This window comes from Shewanella fodinae, from assembly GCF_014651955.1.
GTDB classification, from domain to species: domain Bacteria; phylum Pseudomonadota; class Gammaproteobacteria; order Enterobacterales; family Shewanellaceae; genus Shewanella; species Shewanella fodinae.
Genome location: NZ_BMXW01000013.1, coordinates 55,130 through 72,942, shown reverse-complemented (window position 1 = coordinate 72,942; position 17,813 = coordinate 55,130). Strand labels below are relative to the sequence as shown.

The following is a 17,813-nucleotide window of genomic DNA, read 5'->3' as shown; positions in this document are numbered from 1 at the left end:
ATTATCGGAGTTTTATTTGTCCCATAAATTAACCGCCATGGATCTGTATCTGGAGCCCGCGGATAGTCGCCGACTGGCGTCCCTGTGCGGCCCATTTGATGACAATATCAAACAGCTCGAACGTCGTATTGGTGTCGAGATCAGTTACCGCAACAACCATTTTAAGATTGTCGGCCAGCCTCAGGGTTGCCTGACCGCCAGCAATTTGTTGCGCACATTATATGTAGAAACCGCACCACTCAAAGGCAGCACGCCGGATCTGGAACCGGAAAAAGTGCACATTGCCATTCAGGAAGCTATCTCCGTAGAAGCTGACCATGACAGTGAACAACCTCAAGAGCATTTTATTAAAACCCGTAAGGGTGTGATTAAACCGCGTAATCCTAACCAGAGTCAGTATGTGGTTAACATCGTTCGCCACGATATTACTTTTGGTATTGGCCCGGCGGGTACTGGCAAAACCTATCTGGCGGTCGCCGCAGCGGTAGATGCACTGGAACGGCAAGAAGTGCGGCGTATTCTGTTGACCCGACCAGCGGTAGAAGCCGGTGAAAAACTCGGATTTCTGCCGGGGGATCTGAGTCAGAAAGTCGACCCTTACTTGCGACCTTTATATGACGCACTATTTGAGATGCTGGGCTTTGAAAAAGTCGAACGCCTGATAGAACGCAGCGTGATTGAAATTGCCCCGCTGGCCTACATGCGTGGCCGGACTTTGAATGATGCCTTTATCATCCTCGATGAAAGCCAGAACACTACTGTGGAACAGATGAAAATGTTCCTGACCCGTATTGGCTTTAATTCCAAAGCGGTGATTACCGGTGACATCACCCAGATTGACTTGCCGCGCCATGTTAAATCGGGCTTGCGCCATGCCATTGAAGTGCTCGGCGATGTCGATGAAATTAGCTTTAACTTTTTCCAGTCAAAAGATGTGGTGCGTCATCCGGTCGTGGCGAGGATTGTGGAGGCATATGAGTCTTATGAACAACGCCAACAGGCCGCCAGTGCCCGTCACGATAGTCAGTATAAACTGACCGAACCTTCTGATATTACGGAATCCTCCGAACATGAGTCTTGAGCTGACACTAGATCTACAGATTGCCTCTGAATCCACGCAATTGCCGACAGAGGCCGAATTTTTACGTTGGGCAACCACAGCCCTGGACGGCCGCTTAGATGAAGCCGAAATGACAATTCGACTGGTCGATGAAGCCGAAAGTCATCAGCTGAATTTGGATTACCGTGGTAAAGACAAGCCCACTAACGTGCTGTCTTTTCCATTTGAAGCACCTCCCGGCATTGAGTTGCCACTGATCGGGGATCTTGTTATTTGTGCCCCGGTCGTTGAGAATGAAGCACAGGAACAACACAAACCATTAGAGGCTCACTGGGCTCATATGGTTGTGCATGGATGCCTGCATCTGCTAGGTTATGATCATATCGATGACGCCGAAGCTGAAGAAATGGAAGCCATTGAGACAGAACTCATTGAAAGCCTAGGTTTTTCTGACCCTTACAAGGAGCAATAAAAGTTCGTCTTCCACGAACTGTGACACCACTATGAGTGATGATATCCCCCCGAGTACTAACGCCCACAAGAAGGGCTGGTTTGATCGTGTCAGCCAGTTGTTCATGGGCGAACCCCAGAATCGCGACGAATTGGTAGAAGTCATTCAGGACGCGGAACAACGCGACCTGATTACCGAAGATACCCGCGAGATGATCAAGGGTGTTTTGGAAGTCTCTGATCTTCGAGTTCGGGACATTATGATCCCCCGCTCGCAGATTGTTGCCATTCAATTTAACGATTCTGTCGAAGAGGTACTCCACACCGTTATTTCGTCAGCCCACTCCCGCTTCCCTGTCGTCAATGAAGACAAAGATCACATCGAAGGCATTTTGCTGGCAAAAGACCTGATTAAATACGGTTTTAATAACAGTGATGAACCCTTCACCCTGGAACAAGTGATCCGTCCGGCGGTTGTTGTCCCCGAAAGTAAACGGGTCGATGTGCTGCTGAAGGAGTTCCGTAGTCAACGTTACCATATGGCGATTGTGGTTGATGAATATGGGGGTGTTTCTGGACTCGTCACCATTGAAGATATTCTGGAAGAGATCGTTGGCGAGATTGAAGACGAATTTGACCATGATGCAGCCGAGGAACCGGATATTCGCAAAGTAGGCAGCAAAGTCTATATGGTCAAGGCGCTGACCCACATCGAAGATTTCAATGAAAATTTTAACACTCACTTCAGTGATGAAGAGTTTGACACCGTTGGCGGGCTGGTGAGTCATGCCTTTGGTCATCTGCCAGAACGCAATGAAAAAATCACCATTGAAGGGATTGAATTTAAAGTGATCAGTGCCGATACTCGGCGCTTACTACAGTTACGCATTAAACTGCCTGACGACAATAACAACTCTGAAGAAAACAACCCATAGTGATCTCATCTGCCAGCCGTATCCGGCAATCTCCCTGGGCCAATGCCGTACTTGCCTTTGTTGCTGGTGCGGCCACCAGCCTTTCCTTTGCCCCATATGACCTGTGGCCAATCTATCCATTAGCGTTGGCGTTGGTACTGTGGTTAAGTGACAGGGCATCGCCGAAACGTGCCTTTTATCTGTGGCTGAGTTTTGGCTTGGGCAGCTTTGCCTTCGGCATCAGTTGGGTACACGTCAGTATTTACCAGTATGGAGGTTTGCCTTTACCGGTCTCCATGTTGCTGATGGCGCTGCTGGCACTGTATCTAGCGTTGTACCCAGCACTTGCTGGCGCATTATGGGTGAAGCTGGCACTACGCCGTGCTAGGCACTGGAATGCGCTGGCATTGTTTCCGGCCCTCTGGATACTGACCGAGTGGCTGCGCGGCTGGGTGCTAACCGGATTTCCCTGGTTATGGGCTGGCTACAGTCAAAATAGTGGTCCGCTGAAGCCGTTAGCGGCCTATATCGGCACACTCGGGATCAGCTTGCTGCTGGCAATGCTCGCTGGCAGCTTGGTTTTATTATTGCGCAGACGCTGGATAAGTCTGCCGATGCTCATCGCGCTGATGGCTCTGGCGGTGTGGCAAGCGCCCCATCATAACGGCATTGAGCGTACCGGCAACACGGTCAGTGTTGCGCTGGTACAAGGCAATATCCCCCAGAGTATGAAATGGGATCCCAATGCTTTGTGGCCCACCTTACTGAAATATATGGATTTGTCGCGACCACATTTTGATAGCGATATTATTATCTGGCCCGAAGCTGCCATTCCAGCACCAGAATCTATGGTCGAACCGTTTCTGGACAACGCCAATAAAGTCGCCAATCTCAACAACACGGCAATTGTCTCGGGGATTGTCAGCCTTGATCAAACGGACTTTTATAACTCATTGATTGTGCTTGGCAATGCCCATCACCATCAACAACCGGCCGGGGATTATCAGGTTAATGGTTCTAATCAGTACCGCAAACATCATTTATTACCCATAGGTGAATTCGTCCCGTTTGAAGCCTTGTTACGACCTCTAGCGCCGTTATTCAATTTGCCGATGTCTTCCTTCAGTCGCGGGGCCTACGTGCAACCAAACATCCAAGCGGGAGGGTTCCGTTTGGCCCCAGCGATCTGCTATGAAATTGCCTTTCCCGAACAGCTAAGAGATAACGTGACCGCGGATACTCAGTTACTGCTGACGGTCTCCAATGATGCCTGGTTTGGTGCATCCAACGGGCCATTGCAGCATATGGAAATTGCGCAGATGCGCTCGGCTGAGTTGGGGCGCCCTTTGCTGCGGGATACTAACAACGGTGTCACGGCGGTTGTTGACGAATATGGCAATATCACCGCCAGATTACCGCAGTTCCAGGAAGGAGTGCTGACTGCTAACGTGGATTTAGTCAGCGGTGTCACCCCGTTCGCTAAATGGGGGCAATGGCCAGTATTGATATTGAGCCTATCGCTGTTACTGTTACACTTGATATACCATGTTAACAAGAAATATAAATAAATTCAGTGAATTGAAAAATTCAAAATATTAATTAAATCTGAATTTCATAAGTGTTCCTTAAGCTGGCTCCGCTAGGGTGGATCATGAGATATCACCAGCGGAGTATCCTTTATGTCCCAGCAATTGCCGCAGACACCGTCGGCAGCCATCGATTCTGGCATGCACTCCCTGCAATCCATTGTCCCCTCGTTAGAACTGGTAACCATCACCCATAGTCAACGTGCGGTAGTAGAGCAATTTATCGCGTCGAAATTCCAGCAAGTCCACCATGCACATCTGCACAGTTTCTTGCCTTGGCTTATTGAAATTAACCATCACGGACAAACTGTCGGTGCCTATGGATTGCGTCCGGGACAAAATCAACCATTGTTTTTGGAACAATATCTGCCTGCGGCAATCGAACAATTAGTGGCTGAAGTTGCCAGACGTCCGGTTGTGCGTGACAGCCTGATTGAAATCGGCAACTTGGCCTTAGGAACCAAGGCATTCGGGCCAATGTTGATGGTCACGCTGGCAAAGATGCTGGCCGGTGCTGGTTATGAATGGATGGTATTTACCGCCACTGAACAGGTACAGCACTTGATGCAGCGACTCGGATTTGAACCTTATTGTCTGTGTCCTGCAGATCCTGCCAGATTGGATGGTGACTACAGTATTTGGGGCAGTTATTACCGCAATAACCCGCGAGTCATGATAGGCAATCTACAGCGGGCCTGCGACATCATCAACATAGATCCTCGACTATCAAAAATTGCAGCGACCTACAATCTCCAGACGCTGAGTATCGCCGCTGCAATCCGTCGTAAGTGAGAGATAATATGAATAATATTGTGGAGTTTTTGGGTCAGACCGCACAAGCGTTTCCGACAGTCAATGCGGTCGAAGATGGCCAGCAACACCTCAATTATCAGCAGTTAGCGCAGCGTGTAGAGGCTTTGGGAAACTGGTTGCAACAACAGCAGGTTGCCTGTGTTGCCCTACACGGCGGCAACAGTATCGACTGGGTGATTGTCGATTTAGCCTGCCATGCAGCCAACATAGTCTGTCTGCCATTACCGCTATTTTTTACTCCGCAACAAATCCGTAGTTGTCTTGAACAGGCTGGTGCTGAACTGCTCCTCAGCGAAGAATTGCTGTTGCCTGGCCAATGCAAACTGGATTTAGACGAGGCATTACCTGGTGTGGTCGCTTGGCCGCTACCGGAACGTTTCCATTGTTGGGAATTGCCCTTCAACAGCACCGAACAGCTGCCGGAAGGCACAAAAAAAATTACCTTCACCTCAGGTTCAACGGGAAGTCCCAAAGGTGTCTGCCTCAGCCGAGATCACCAATGGCGAGTGGCACAGTCGTTGGCCGACGCCATTGCAATTGCGCATCCCAAACATCTTTGTCTGCTGCCACTGAGTACCTTATTGGAGAATATTGCCGGGGTATACAGTCCGCTTTTGTGTGGCGGTACTGTGGTTATCCCAACGGATGCTCAGCGAGGCATGCTGGGTAGCTCCAATCTAGACAGTCCGCGGTTGCTGCAATGTATTGCGGAAGTAAAACCACATTCGATGATTCTGATCCCGCAGCTACTGCGGTTACTGGTAGCCGCCTGTCAGCAAGGGTGGCAAGCACCACCATCACTTAAATTTGTTGCCGTCGGCGGCGGTCGGGTCGATCCACAATTGCTCAACAATGCTCGACAGCTGGGACTTCCCGTCTACGAAGGTTATGGATTGTCAGAATGTGGTTCTGTGGTGGCACTCAATACCCCTACCACCAGTTACATCGGCGCTGCCGGTAAAATTCTGCCACATTGTCAAGTTCGCATTGAAAAACAGGAAGTTGTGGTCAGTGGTTCCTGTCATCTGGGTTATGCCGGAGACGCTGACAGCTGGTACCCCAATGAAGTTTATACCGGCGACCTCGGTCACTGCGATGCTGACTGGTTATTTATTGATGGTCGTCGCAAGCATCTACTGATCTCCTCCTTTGGCCGCAACATCAGCCCAGAATGGGTTGAATCGGTGCTGATGTCGGAACCCTTATTGAATCAATGCGTGGTCGTGGGAGATGACAAACCCTATCTGTGTGCCCTGCTCAGTGCATCGTCAATTGTACAAGATCAACAAATTGCTGACTGGATAAAAACGGCCAATAGCCAGTTGCCGGACTATGCCCAGATCCGCCAATGGCTGAGACTGAATGATAAACAGTTATTACCTTATATGACCGCCAATGGTCGTCTGCAACGAGCACGGCTGTTACAGGCTTTTGAGACACAGATTGACACCCTGTATCAATCCAACCCAATGAGTAACTGAGACGAGGTAGCTTATGGCTTTTTACGACGAATTACAGCTGCAAACTGCTGCCGGACGCCAGTACCTACTAGACACCCCCATTATCAACCACTGCCTAGCCGGGAATGTCACCTTGCCGGAATATGTCGCGTTTTTACAGCAGGCTTATCACCATGTGAAACATACTTCTCCTTTGTTAATGGCCGTGGGTTCACGCTTGCCAGAAAGCAAAGAATGGCTACGTGAAGCCGTTGCCGAATACATTGATGAGGAAAAAGGCCATCAAGAGTGGATATTGAACGATATTGCCGCCTGTGGTTTTAACAAAGAAAAGGCCCGTAACAGTACCCCCAATTTTGCAACTGAATTGATGGTTGCTTACGCTTGGGACATGGTGTGTCGCGTCAATCCGCTGGGATTCTTCGGAATGGTCAATGTACTCGAAGGCACCAGTATTAATATGGCGTTAATAGCTGCCGACAGGATCCAGAGTACTCTGGGTTTGCCAGAACCAGCATTCAGTTACCTCAAGTCCCATGGCGAGCTGGACAAAAAACACATGCATTTTTTCGAGGGATTAATGAACCGCATTACCGATCCTGCCGAACAGCAACTGATTATCCATGCCGCCAATAATTTTTATCGGTTGTATGGCAACGTATTTCGCGAACTCGATGCCACGCAGGCATTGACACTCAACGACGTTGCGCCTGTCTCCAAAGCCGGCTGAGGTAGATGATGAAGATACATCGCAGACGAGTTGTCATCACCGGTGCCAGCGGTGGCATTGGCAACGCCGTGACAAAAGCGCTGGCGGTTCAAGGACATGAGTTGCTGCTGTGTGGCCGCAATAGCAGCAAACTTAACGTACTCAAAGATGAAATTGAAGGCAATGGCCATCAATTACTGACGGCAGACCTTACGGCAACTGCCGGTCTCAAAGCTCTTTTTAACGCAGCGCAAGCGTTTGAAGCAGATACGCTGATTAACTGTCTTGGTGTTAATCAACTACAACTGCTGGCCGCCAGTAACGCCGCTGACAGTGAACGTATTATCAGTACTAACCTGCTGGCACCCATGAATATCTGCCGCACCTTGCTACCACTGTTGCAACTGAAGCCATCCACCATAGTGAATGTGGGTTCGGTGCTCGGTAGTATCGGCTGTGCCGGTTCAACCCTTTATTGTGCCAGTAAGGCCGGCCTACATGGTTTTACCGAGGCGCTACGCCGTGAGCTAGCAGATACCTCTGTAACGGTATTGTATTTCGCCCCTCGCGCTACTGACACCGAACTGAATAGCCAGGAAATGCAGGATATGAATCAGCAACTTGGTAATAAAACCGACAGTCCAGAGTGGGTCGCCGAACAGCTGTGTCAGGCACTGGCCCAACACCGCCAAGGCGATGTGTATCTTGGCTGGCCGGAATCACTCTTTGTACGTATCAACGCATTGTTACCAAGCGTAGTGGACAAGTCGCTACTCAAACAGCTGCCGATTATCAAACGTTTTTGCCAAGGTACCACCTCGGCACCGCAAACCGCAGGAGAACATCATGAAGTATCTTAATCTGTTGTTGGCGACTTGTGTGGTATTCGCCACCAGCGCCCAAGCCAGCGATGCCAGTGACCAAGCGTTACAACAGCTGCAACAGCAGTGGGCTGTCAACAATTACACGTTGAAAGGTGATGCGCAGGAAAAGGCCTTTGATGCACTGCTCAAGCAAGCGGATGACGCGGTAAAAACCTACCCGGAAGATACTGCCATTGTCATCTGGCACGGTATCATTAACTCCACTTATGCTGGCGTTAGCGGCGGACTCGGGGCGCTGAAATATGCCAAGATTGCTAAAGCGGATTTCGAAAAAGCCATTGCCCGTGAGCCCGAGACCTTGCAGGGGTCGGCATACACCAGTCTGGGGGTGCTTTATTTTAAAGTACCAGGTTGGCCCATCGGTTTTGGTGACGATGATAAAGCCGAAGAGCTTTTGAAAAAGGCGTTGAGCATTAACCCCAATGGTATTGATGCCAACTACTTCTACGGTGAATTTCTATTAGATGATGACCGCTATGATGAGGCCGAAAAATATCTGCAAAAAGCCCTACAGGCTGCTCCGCGTCCAGGGCGGGAACTGGCAGATAGTGGCCGTAAGCAAGAGATAGCCGCAGCGCTAGATAAATTGAAAAAACAACAGAGTTAATTTCTGCCAACAAACGCAGCCCTAGGCTGCGTTTGTTTTATAGGCGCTGATGCACTCAGGGCATCAGTGGTTCACGGGTAAACTCTGAATGGTCACACTCAGGACAATCAGGGATCACATCCGTAAATTCAATGTCCATTTTGTAGCCGCAATTGGTGCAAGTCAGAGTACCTTGCGTCACGATATCACCACTGTGATACACGCCTTTTTGACTGAATTGCCGAGCTAACTCATGCCATTCCACTTGGCTGCGGTCACTGATCTCGCCCAACCAGTGCCAAAGCGTATTTTCCAAAGTGATCGCCGTTGGGCTGTAACTCAGATCATCTTCGGTCTGAGCAGCGATAAAACTGGCGATGTCCCGCTGCAGAAACTCCTCTACCAACTGCAACTGTTCTTCATCGGCATGGCGCTTTAACGCCAAATATTCCTTACCTTTTTTAATGGTACTGAGCAGGCTTTTGACGGTGAGAGTGTTATCCTGCTGATAGATTTCCTTCACTTTCTGAAACAAATCCCGATACAGCTCCAGCAATTCCTTACTTTTATCACTCATGGCGCTACTCCTTTAAGACGAGTCTTGGTGAATGACTCACTTCTGGTTTATTCTATGCGGATTTAAAATGCGCCGTATAGCGCGTATCTCTCAAATTTATGGGCGGCAATGCCGAAAAACCTGATGCAAGAGCAATACAATCCCTCAGAAATTGAGGCCCGGGTTCAACAGCACTGGGCAGACAACAAAACTTTTGAAGTCACCGAAGATAACAGCAAAGAGAAATTTTACTGTCTCTCTATGTTTCCCTACCCTTCCGGTCGCTTGCACATGGGTCATGTGCGCAACTACACCATAGGTGATGTTGTCTCTCGTTTCCAGCGTCTGCAAGGTAAAAACGTCCTACAGCCCATCGGATGGGACGCCTTCGGTCTACCGGCCGAAAATGCCGCCATCAAGAATAAATCGGCACCAGCACCTTGGACTTACGCCAATATTAACTACATGAAGAACCAGCTTAAAATGCTGGGATTTGGCTACGACTGGAGCCGTGAAATCGCCACCTGCACACCAGAATACTATCGCTGGGAGCAATGGTTTTTCACCAAGTTATATGACAAGGGTTTAGTCTACAAAAAGACCTCCTCAGTCAACTGGTGTCCGAACGATCAGACCGTACTGGCCAATGAACAGGTGGTAGACGGTTGCTGCTGGCGCTGCGATACCAAAGTCGAGCAGAAAGAGATCCCACAGTGGTTCATCAAAATCACCGCTTATGCCGAAGAGTTGCTGAACGAAATCGATAACCTGGACGGCTGGCCGGAACAGGTAAAAGCGATGCAGCGTAACTGGATTGGCCGCTCGGAAGGGTTGGAAATGACCTTTCAGGTTGCGGACAGTAACGACAGCTTTGATATTTATACCACCCGTCCCGATACCGTGATGGGGGTCACTTATGTGGCTATCGCTGCCGGTCATCCACTGGCACTGAAGGCGGCGGCTAACAATCCAGCACTGGCGACATTTATTGAAGAATGTAAACAAAGTACCGCTTCCGAAGCCGATTTAGCCACGATGGAGAAAAAAGGTGTCGCAACCGGCCTATATGCCATCCATCCGCTGACCGGAGATAAAGTGCCGGTATGGGCCGCAAACTTTGTGCTGATGAACTATGGTACGGGTGCAGTAATGTCGGTTCCCGGACATGATCAACGTGATTACGAGTTTGCCACTAAATATGGTTTACCCATCAAAGCCGTGATCAAAGCTGTCGATAGTGAGCCCGATCTGAGCCAAGCCGCATTTACCGATAAAGGCATCCTGTTTAATTCGGGAGAATTTGACGGTTTAACCTCTGAAGCGGCCTTCAACGCTATCGCTGATAAACTGGTAAGCGAAGGCAAAGGCAAACGCCAAGTCAATTTCCGGTTGCGTGACTGGGGTGTTAGCCGGCAGCGCTACTGGGGCACTCCCATTCCTATGGTTACCATGCCAGATGGCAGCGTGATCCCAACTCCCGCCGATCAATTGCCGGTCATTTTGCCGGAAGAAGTGGTGATGGATGGTGTACAAAGCCCAATTAAAGCCGATAAAGCTTGGGCGAAAACCACAGTGAACGGCCAGGATGCACTGCGAGAAACCGATACCTTTGATACCTTTATGGAATCCAGCTGGTATTACGCCCGCTATTGCTCACCAAAAGCCAACCAGATGCTGGACACGGATAAAGCCAATTACTGGTTGCCAGTAGATCAGTACATCGGCGGCATTGAACACGCCTGTATGCACTTGCTGTATTTCCGCTTCTTCCACAAGTTGCTGCGGGATGCCGGACTGGTTAGCAGCAATGAGCCCGCTAAACGACTGCTGACCCAAGGCATGGTACTGGCTGATGCCTTCTACTACACCGATGACAAAGGTGCTCGTATTTGGGTTTCGCCGCTGGATGCAGAAGTGCTGGAACGTGACGACAAAGGTCGTATCAGCAAAGCGGTAGACAAAGAAGGCCATGAACTGGTGTATACCGGTATGAGCAAGATGTCCAAGTCAAAAAACAATGGCATCGACCCGCAACTGATGGTGGAAAAATACGGTGCTGATACCGTGCGCTTGTTTATGATGTTTGCCGCACCACCAGAAATGACCCTGGAATGGCAGGAATCTGGTGTTGAAGGTGCGCATCGTTTTATCAAACGGTTGTGGAAACTGGCATCCGATCATATCAACGCCGGAGCGGTGACTACGCTTGATATTAGCAGCCTGAGTGCCGATCAAAAAGCATTGCGCCGCGAACTGCATAAGACTATCGCCAAGGTGACCGATGATATCGGTCGGCGACAGATGTTCAACACCGCCGTCGCCGCGGTGATGGAGTTGATGAACAATCTGCAGAAAGCCCCACAGGACACAGCTCAGGACCGCGCACTGATGGATGAAGCGCTGTCTGCTATGGTGCGGTTGCTGTACCCCATCACCCCACATCTGAGTTTCAGTTTGTGGCAAGCACTGGGTCATGCCGATGATATCGAAACGGCTGCTTGGCCAGAAGTTGATAACGAAGCGCTGGTGGAAGACAGTAAGCTGGTAGTAGTGCAGGTTAACGGTAAACTGCGGGCGAAAATCACCGTTGCGGCCGATGCCGAACAGTCGCAAGTTGAAGCGCTGGCGTTGGCTGATGAACAGGTACAGAAACACACTGAAGGGAAAACAGTGCGCAAGGTGATCTATGTGCCGGGTAAACTGTTAAACATCGTAGCTAACTAACATAAGTCATTCAGGCACAGGACATTCATGCTGACACTTACCAAGTATATGCGGCGACTGATGTTCTCGGCACTGGCACTGGTGATGCTCACCAGTGCCGGTTGCGGGTTTCATCTGCAAGGCAGCTACTCTATTCCGCCACAACTGAGAACTCTCAGTTTGATAACCCCAGACCAGTACAGCGAATTGAGCCGTCTGGTGCAGGATCGTCTGCGGCTGCACAATATCAGCGTCAAACCAGTCAGTGCCAAGTTGCCACGGCTGACCTTGATGAAGGATTCACTGGAGCGTTCCACACTGTCTATCTACCCCACAGGTAACGTGGCAGAGTATGAACTGATCTACCGAGTGTTTTTCAGCATCGCCATGCCCGATAAAGAAGCGCAGAGCTTTACTGCCGAGGTGCGCCGCGACTACCTAGATGACCCACGTACCGCACTCGCCAAAAGCCGTGAAATGGATCTGCTGGTGAAAGAAATGCGCGTTCAGGCCGCTGATTATATTATCCAGACACTGGCTGCCACCGAGGTGAAATAATGCGGGTGTATCCAGATCAGCTTGCCCGGCAGCTGACAGTGCTCAAGCCCTGTTATCTGCTGTTTGGCGATGACCCGTGGCTGCTGGATACCACCAAATCTCAATTACTAGCAGCCGCCCGCGCTCAGGGTTTTGCTGAGCGAGTGCAATTAGAACAGGAAACAAACTTTAACTGGCAGGATCTGTATAACGAATGGCATGCCATGAGTCTGTTTGCCAGCCACCGGGTTATCGAATTGCAGTTGTCCCAGGCCAAGCCAGGAAGCGATGGCAGCGCCATGTTGCAAGCGCTGCTGGAACAGCCTAATCCCGATACGGTATTGCTGCTCACCGGCCCCAAACTGGCACAGGAGCAACAACACAGCAAGTGGTTTAAGTTACTAGATAGTAAAGGCATTTTCGTTCCATGCACCACGCCAGAAGGGCCACAATTTTTGCGCTGGTTAGATAGCCAAATCCAACATTACCAGTTGCAGTTACAGCCCGATGCCAAGGCGATGCTTGCTAGCCTTTATGAAGGCAACTTGTTGGCGGCGGATCAGGCACTGCAGTTATTGCAGTTGTTGGCCAACCAACGTCCGGTGAATGCCGCTGAATTGGCTCACTATTTTGAAGATCAATCGCGATTCAGTGTCTTTCAGCTCACCGATGCCTTGCTGGCAAATCAGCAGGATAAAGCGCAGCACATGCTGGTACAGTTAAAAGCAGAGGATACCGCACTGCCGATCGTCCACTGGGCACTACAGAAAGAGCTAACACAGTTATGGCAGCTACAGTCCGCGCTTAATGTCGGACACAACCTCAATCAGCTGTTTGGGCAATACCGGATCTGGGATAAACGCAAACCTTTATACCAACAGGCGTTGAAACGCCTATCACTGGAAGCAATAGAACGTATGCTTAGCGTCAGCTCCCAACTGGAACTGGCACTTAAGCAACAAGGGCGTGAGGATTGGATCGGCATCAGCCACCTGTGTCTGATGTTTGATGCTGAGGCTCACCGACAGTTACAGCAATTCGAGTTAAACTGATGCGAATAGGGATTTTGGGCGGTACATTCGATCCAGTGCATTATGGTCACCTGCGGCCAGCGGCTGAAGTATTGCAGCAGCTCCAGCTCGATCAGCTGTGGCTGATGCCGAACAATATTCCGCCGCACAAACAGCAGGCCAGCGCTAGCGCCGCCCAACGCCTTAAAATGCTGCAATTAGCAATGCGGCCTTTTCCACAGTTTTCCATTAACGCTGTTGAATTGGAACGCGCCACCTTGTCCTACAGTGTTACGACACTGCAACACCTGCGACAACAACACCCTAACGACATGTTTTATTTCATCATGGGCACAGATTCGCTGGTGTCGTTAACCAGTTGGCAGCGCTGGCAAGAGCTGTTCAACTTATGCCATCTGGTAGTCTGTTACCGCGATGGCTGGCAACTGCAAACTGACAATCCGCTCTACAGCGAATGGCAGCAGCGACACATCAGTCCCGCGCAGCATTTGGCGCAGCTACATCTTGGGCTCGGCCACAACAGTGGTGACATCATCATGGTGGATGTTGCACCGCAACCCTACTCCTCAACGGCGTTGCGTAAGGCCGTTGCCACAGAGAACTGGCAATTATGTCGGGAAGCCGTTCCCACCGAAGTACTGGATTACATCTTAGCGCAACAGCTTTACCGCAACTGAGGCTGATTCTGCCAACGGTTTAGGTATATACTACGGCGTTTGAACATCTATCACCCCATGAGGAATAACAGCTTGCAGAGTGCGGAGTTGAAACAATTCGTTATTGATAAAGTCGAAGACATCAAAGCCAAAGATATTGTGGTGCTTGATGTACAGCAAAAATCCAATATTACCGATTATATGGTGATATGTACTGGTACCTCCAATACCCATATCAGCGCGATTGCCCAGCATGTGATCAGTGAAGCCAAACAGGCTGGCATGCTGCCATTAGGGGTTGAAGGCCGCGATGGCAGCGAGTGGGTATTGGTCGATTTAGGCGATGTGATACTGCACGTTATGCTGGAACAGGCTCGCGAACATTATCAACTGGAAAAACTCTGGACTGAAGTGTAGCGCGGATGAAGTTACAACTCATTGCTGTCGGCACCAAAATGCCCGACTGGGTCAGTAAAGGGTTTGCTGAATACCAGCGCCGCTTCCCCCGGGATATGGCATTGGAGTTGCTGGAGATCCCGGCTGGGAAACGGGGTAAAAATGCCGACATTGCCCGCATTCTGCAAAAAGAAGGCGAAGCGATGCTGGCAGCCGTAGCCAAAGGGAATCACATTGTTTCGCTGGATCTGCCGGGAAAGAACTGGACCACACCTGAACTGGCCGACAACCTAGCGAAATGGCAACTTGATGGCCGTGATGTCAGCCTGTTGGTAGGCGGTCCTGAAGGATTGGCACCAGCATGCAAGCAGGCGGCAACACAAAGCTGGTGTCTGTCGGCACTGACCTTACCACACCCGCTGGTGCGGGTAGTGGTGGCAGAAAGCCTGTACCGCGCCTGGAGCATTAATAACAACCATCCCTATCATCGGGAATAACCGCCGTCGGAGATCCGCGAGTGCAGCAACGAAAGCGAATTACCATGCACGATCATGCCGCCGAGGCCGCCTTATTCAGGCGCCGTGCAATGTTCACTTTCATCTGTGTGGTGATTTTGCTGCTGACCCTAGTAGGGAATCTTTATCATCTGCAGATCACCTCTTACAAAGACTACGCCACTCGCTCCAACGATAACCGTATCCGGGTAGTGCCACTGCCCCCCAGTCGCGGCTTAATCTACGATCGCAACGGAAAATTACTGGCAGAAAACCAGCCGTTTTACTCTTTGGAAGTGATCCCGGAAAAAGTCAAAGACATGGGCACCATGCTGAATGAACTGAATAAAGTCATTCCACTGTCAGATGACGAACGGCAAAATTTTACCGAAGCGCTGAAATTTCATCGCCGCTTTAAACCGTTAACACTGAAAAGCCATTTAACTGAACAGGAGTTAGCCGCTTTTAGTGTTAACCAGTACCGTTTTGACGGCGTGTCGATAGAGGCCGGGCTAAACCGTTACTATCCGTATGGTGAACTGCTGACCCATGTGCTGGGTTATGTCGGTCGCATCAACAACCGCGACCAAAAAGCATTAGAACTTTCTGGAGACTGGCCGGATTATGCCGCAACCAACGACATTGGCAAACAAGGTGTCGAAAAATTCTATGAAAGCTTGCTGCATGGGAAACCCGGTCATCTGGAAGAGGAAGTCAACAACTTAGGTCGCCACATCCGTACCTTGAAAGTCGAGGCTCCGGAACCCGGTCAGGATATCTACCTCACTATAGACCTGGCCTTACAGCAAAAAGCGATGGAGCTGCTCGCCGGACGACGGGGTTCCATTGTGGCTATCGATCCACGCGATGGCGGGATCTTGGCAATGGCCTCCAGCCCCAGCTACGATCCTAACCAGTTTGTCCACGGCATCAGTGCCAAAGCCTACAGCGACCTGCTGAACTCCCGTTCACGACCATTAATTAATCGGGCCACCCAAGGGCAATATGCCCCCGCTTCAACCGTTAAACCATTTCTGGCGTTGATGGGGTTGGAAGATGGCATTGTCAACGAAAAAACCCGGGTATGGGATCCCGGTTTTTGGCAGATCCCTGGGGTAGAACGTAAATACCGCGACTGGAAACGTTGGGGTCATGGCTGGGTTGATGTCTATGGCGCCATTATTAACTCCTGTGACACCTATTTTTACGATTTAGCCTACAAGAGTGGTGTCGATAGGATTTCCAGCTTTATGGATCAGTTCGGTTTTGGAGAAAACACCGGGGTCGATATCTATGAAGAATCGCCCGGCAATATGCCATCTCGCGACTGGAAGCGATTGCGCTATAACCAGCCGTGGTATATCGGTGATACCATTTCCGTCGGGATTGGTCAGGGTTACTGGACTACCACACCATTACAACTGGCAACGGCAGTTACAATTCTGGCGAACAAAGGTCGGCGCTTGCCGCCACACCTGCTGAAATCCATCAAAGACAGTACTTCAATGATCGATTCCCCCGTGGAGGAACACGCGCCACTGGAGCTGAAGAACCCCCATCATTGGGAAGTGATTGCCGACGCCATGCGCCAAACAGCCCTTAAAAGCCGCTTCAGCGATGCCAGCTATAGCGCGGCCATGAAAACCGGTACGGGGCAGGTATTCAGTGTGGCGGAAGACGCCAAATATGATGCGGATACCATTGATGAACACTTACGAGATAATGCCTTGATTGTGGCCTATGCGCCTTTTGAAAATCCAAAAATCGTCCTGACGGTAATTCTTGAAAACGCTGGTTGGGGTGGTCAGAATGCCGGCCCAGTAGCGAGGGCAATGATGGATGAATATCTGTTGCGAGATAAATGGGAGTTAACGCATGCACAGCCATGAACCTAATTTCTGGCAGCGGCTACATCTGGATTTGCCGCTATTGCTTGGCTTGCTGGCGCTGATGTGCTTTGGCCTGTTCGTAATCTATTCTGCTAGCGGTGAAGACCCGGGTATGCTGGAACGCCAGATGGTGCGCATGGTACTTTCGCTCGGCTTGATGTTTGTGTTGGCACAGATCAACCCAGAGGTCTATCGCCGTTGGGCCCTGCCTATCTATCTCTCCGGCGTAGTGTTTCTAGTAGCGGTCCACTTTTTTGGTGAAATTAACAAAGGTGCCCAGCGTTGGCTAAATCTGGGGTTCATGGAGTTTCAACCATCAGAATTAATGAAACTAGCATTTCCTATCACCATGGCCTGGTACATCAGTAAATTTCCGCTGCCCCCCAAAAAACGCTATCTAGCAGGAGCCGCGGTGTTACTGGCAGTACCCACCTTGTTGATTGCCAAACAACCGGATCTGGGCACCTCCATTCTGGTAGCTGCTTCTGGGGTGTTTGTGCTGTTTTTGTCAGGCATGAGTTGGGCCATAGTTGGCGGCGTTGTTGCCGGGGTACTGGCATTTCTGCCAGTGTTGTGGTTTTTTTTGATGCACGACTATCAGCGTAACCGCGTGCTGACATTGCTTAATCCAGAAGCTGACCCACTCGGCACGGGCTATCATATTATCCAGTCGAAGATTGCTATTGGCTCTGGCGGGCTCTGGGGGAAAGGTTGGCTAGACGGCACCCAATCACAGCTGGAATTTCTGCCTGAGCGACATACCGATTTTATCTTTGCTGTCATCGGTGAAGAGTTTGGTCTCATCGGTAGTCTATTTCTGCTAGCGCTATATCTATATGTGATTGGTCGTGGACTGGTGATTGCGTCACGCGCCCAAACCAGTTTTGCACGTTTGTTGGCAGGTTCTATCACCCTCACCTTCTTCGTTTATGTGTTCGTCAATATCGGCATGGTGTCCGGTATCCTGCCAGTGGTTGGGGTTCCTTTACCTTTAATCAGTTATGGCGGCACCTCTATGCTGACATTGCTGGCGGGTTTTGGCATTCTAATGAGCATTCATACTCACCGACGCTTTATCGACAGATAGGA

Annotated in this window: 18 protein-coding genes; 17 read left to right on the top strand and 1 reads right to left on the bottom strand. The window is 50.2% G+C overall.

Annotated elements, in window-relative coordinates; all coding sequences use genetic code 11:
- The first annotated feature begins 16 nt into the window (after window positions 1-16).
- From IE064_RS12430 to IE064_RS12390, 9 genes are all read left to right on the top strand, one after another.
- Entirely contained in the window at window positions 17-1,081 is a 1,065-nt protein-coding gene (locus IE064_RS12430) for a PhoH family protein (protein ID WP_133039544.1), read from the top strand.
- Window positions 1,071-1,532, top strand: a complete 462-nt coding sequence (ybeY, locus tag IE064_RS12425) for an rRNA maturation RNase YbeY (protein WP_133039545.1) — start codon at window positions 1,071-1,073, stop codon at window positions 1,530-1,532. Before IE064_RS12430 ends, ybeY begins: the two co-directional genes overlap by 11 nt.
- Before the next feature lie 31 nt (window positions 1,533-1,563).
- Window positions 1,564-2,445: a CNNM family magnesium/cobalt transport protein CorC gene (corC, locus tag IE064_RS12420; RefSeq protein ID WP_189618091.1), complete on the top strand. Its 882-nt coding sequence runs from the start codon at window positions 1,564-1,566 to the stop codon at window positions 2,443-2,445.
- Window positions 2,445-3,992 (top strand): apolipoprotein N-acyltransferase, encoded by a 1,548-nt coding sequence (gene lnt, locus IE064_RS12415; RefSeq protein WP_189618090.1) that lies wholly within the window; start codon window positions 2,445-2,447, stop codon window positions 3,990-3,992. Before corC ends, lnt begins: the two co-directional genes overlap by 1 nt.
- A gap of 111 nt (window positions 3,993-4,103) precedes the next feature.
- Window positions 4,104-4,802 carry a thermostable hemolysin gene (locus IE064_RS12410; protein WP_189618089.1) on the top strand — a complete coding sequence of 233 codons (699 nt, stop codon included), beginning with the start codon at window positions 4,104-4,106 and terminating at the stop codon, window positions 4,800-4,802.
- An 8-nt stretch (window positions 4,803-4,810) separates the two neighbouring features.
- Window positions 4,811-6,304 (top strand): AMP-binding protein, encoded by a 1,494-nt coding sequence (locus IE064_RS12405; protein WP_189618088.1) that lies wholly within the window; start codon window positions 4,811-4,813, stop codon window positions 6,302-6,304.
- A 13-nt stretch (window positions 6,305-6,317) separates the two neighbouring features.
- Window positions 6,318-7,013 carry an iron-containing redox enzyme family protein gene (locus IE064_RS12400; RefSeq protein WP_189618087.1) on the top strand — a complete coding sequence of 232 codons (696 nt, stop codon included), beginning with the start codon at window positions 6,318-6,320 and terminating at the stop codon, window positions 7,011-7,013.
- 5 nt (window positions 7,014-7,018) lie between these two features.
- Window positions 7,019-7,852, top strand: a complete 834-nt coding sequence (locus tag IE064_RS12395; protein WP_229800030.1) for an SDR family oxidoreductase — start codon at window positions 7,019-7,021, stop codon at window positions 7,850-7,852.
- The gene (locus tag IE064_RS12390; protein ID WP_189618086.1) at window positions 7,839-8,483 is read left to right on the top strand and encodes a tetratricopeptide repeat protein; all 645 of its coding nucleotides are present in this window, start codon (window positions 7,839-7,841) and stop codon (window positions 8,481-8,483) included. Before IE064_RS12395 ends, IE064_RS12390 begins: the two co-directional genes overlap by 14 nt.
- A 55-nt stretch (window positions 8,484-8,538) precedes the next feature.
- Here the strand turns inward: IE064_RS12390 and IE064_RS12385 are convergent, their stop codons facing one another.
- Window positions 8,539-9,039: a zinc ribbon-containing protein gene (locus tag IE064_RS12385; RefSeq protein WP_133039552.1), complete on the bottom strand. Its 501-nt coding sequence runs from the start codon at window positions 9,037-9,039 to the stop codon at window positions 8,539-8,541.
- 123 nt (window positions 9,040-9,162) lie between these two features.
- Here IE064_RS12385 and leuS point away from each other — a divergent pair, with 123 nt between their 5' ends.
- From leuS to rodA, 8 genes are all read left to right on the top strand, one after another.
- Window positions 9,163-11,742, top strand: coding sequence for a leucine--tRNA ligase (gene leuS / locus IE064_RS12380; protein WP_189618085.1), 2,580 nt, complete (start codon window positions 9,163-9,165; stop codon window positions 11,740-11,742).
- A 27-nt stretch (window positions 11,743-11,769) separates the two neighbouring features.
- The gene (locus IE064_RS12375) at window positions 11,770-12,279 is read left to right on the top strand and encodes an LPS-assembly lipoprotein LptE (protein ID WP_229800029.1); all 510 of its coding nucleotides are present in this window, start codon (window positions 11,770-11,772) and stop codon (window positions 12,277-12,279) included.
- Window positions 12,279-13,310, top strand: coding sequence for a DNA polymerase III subunit delta (gene holA / locus IE064_RS12370; protein WP_189618084.1), 1,032 nt, complete (start codon window positions 12,279-12,281; stop codon window positions 13,308-13,310). Before IE064_RS12375 ends, holA begins: the two co-directional genes overlap by 1 nt.
- Window positions 13,310-13,966 carry a nicotinate-nucleotide adenylyltransferase gene (gene nadD / locus IE064_RS12365; protein WP_189618083.1) on the top strand — a complete coding sequence of 219 codons (657 nt, stop codon included), beginning with the start codon at window positions 13,310-13,312 and terminating at the stop codon, window positions 13,964-13,966. The genes holA and nadD overlap by 1 nt, the downstream gene beginning before the upstream one ends.
- Before the next feature lie 72 nt (window positions 13,967-14,038).
- Window positions 14,039-14,362, top strand: coding sequence for a ribosome silencing factor (gene rsfS / locus IE064_RS12360; protein ID WP_133039556.1), 324 nt, complete (start codon window positions 14,039-14,041; stop codon window positions 14,360-14,362).
- Window positions 14,363-14,367: 5 nt separating this feature from the next.
- Window positions 14,368-14,838: a 23S rRNA (pseudouridine(1915)-N(3))-methyltransferase RlmH gene (rlmH, locus tag IE064_RS12355; RefSeq protein ID WP_189618082.1), complete on the top strand. Its 471-nt coding sequence runs from the start codon at window positions 14,368-14,370 to the stop codon at window positions 14,836-14,838.
- A 20-nt stretch (window positions 14,839-14,858) separates the two neighbouring features.
- Window positions 14,859-16,724 carry a penicillin-binding protein 2 gene (mrdA, locus tag IE064_RS12350; RefSeq protein WP_189618081.1) on the top strand — a complete coding sequence of 622 codons (1,866 nt, stop codon included), beginning with the start codon at window positions 14,859-14,861 and terminating at the stop codon, window positions 16,722-16,724.
- The gene (gene rodA / locus IE064_RS12345; RefSeq protein WP_133039559.1) at window positions 16,711-17,811 is read left to right on the top strand and encodes a rod shape-determining protein RodA; all 1,101 of its coding nucleotides are present in this window, start codon (window positions 16,711-16,713) and stop codon (window positions 17,809-17,811) included. Before mrdA ends, rodA begins: the two co-directional genes overlap by 14 nt.
- Window positions 17,812-17,813: the final 2 nt, after the last annotated feature.

Coding starts and splice junctions, on each gene's coding strand:
- IE064_RS12405 (WP_189618088.1), top strand. CDS start 4,811: ATGAATAATATTGTGGAGTTTTTGGGTCAGACCGCACAAGCGTTTCCG.
- corC (WP_189618091.1), top strand. CDS start 1,564: ATGAGTGATGATATCCCCCCGAGTACTAACGCCCACAAGAAGGGCTGG.
- leuS (WP_189618085.1), top strand. CDS start 9,163: ATGCAAGAGCAATACAATCCCTCAGAAATTGAGGCCCGGGTTCAACAG.
- ybeY (WP_133039545.1), top strand. CDS start 1,071: ATGAGTCTTGAGCTGACACTAGATCTACAGATTGCCTCTGAATCCACG.
- IE064_RS12385 (WP_133039552.1), bottom strand. CDS start 9,039: ATGAGTGATAAAAGTAAGGAATTGCTGGAGCTGTATCGGGATTTGTTT.
- rodA (WP_133039559.1), top strand. CDS start 16,711: ATGCACAGCCATGAACCTAATTTCTGGCAGCGGCTACATCTGGATTTG.
- IE064_RS12410 (WP_189618089.1), top strand. CDS start 4,104: ATGTCCCAGCAATTGCCGCAGACACCGTCGGCAGCCATCGATTCTGGC.
- holA (WP_189618084.1), top strand. CDS start 12,279: ATGCGGGTGTATCCAGATCAGCTTGCCCGGCAGCTGACAGTGCTCAAG.
- rlmH (WP_189618082.1), top strand. CDS start 14,368: ATGAAGTTACAACTCATTGCTGTCGGCACCAAAATGCCCGACTGGGTC.
- IE064_RS12400 (WP_189618087.1), top strand. CDS start 6,318: ATGGCTTTTTACGACGAATTACAGCTGCAAACTGCTGCCGGACGCCAG.
- IE064_RS12390 (WP_189618086.1), top strand. CDS start 7,839: ATGAAGTATCTTAATCTGTTGTTGGCGACTTGTGTGGTATTCGCCACC.
- nadD (WP_189618083.1), top strand. CDS start 13,310: ATGCGAATAGGGATTTTGGGCGGTACATTCGATCCAGTGCATTATGGT.
- IE064_RS12395 (WP_229800030.1), top strand. CDS start 7,019: ATGATGAAGATACATCGCAGACGAGTTGTCATCACCGGTGCCAGCGGT.
- IE064_RS12375 (WP_229800029.1), top strand. CDS start 11,770: ATGCTGACACTTACCAAGTATATGCGGCGACTGATGTTCTCGGCACTG.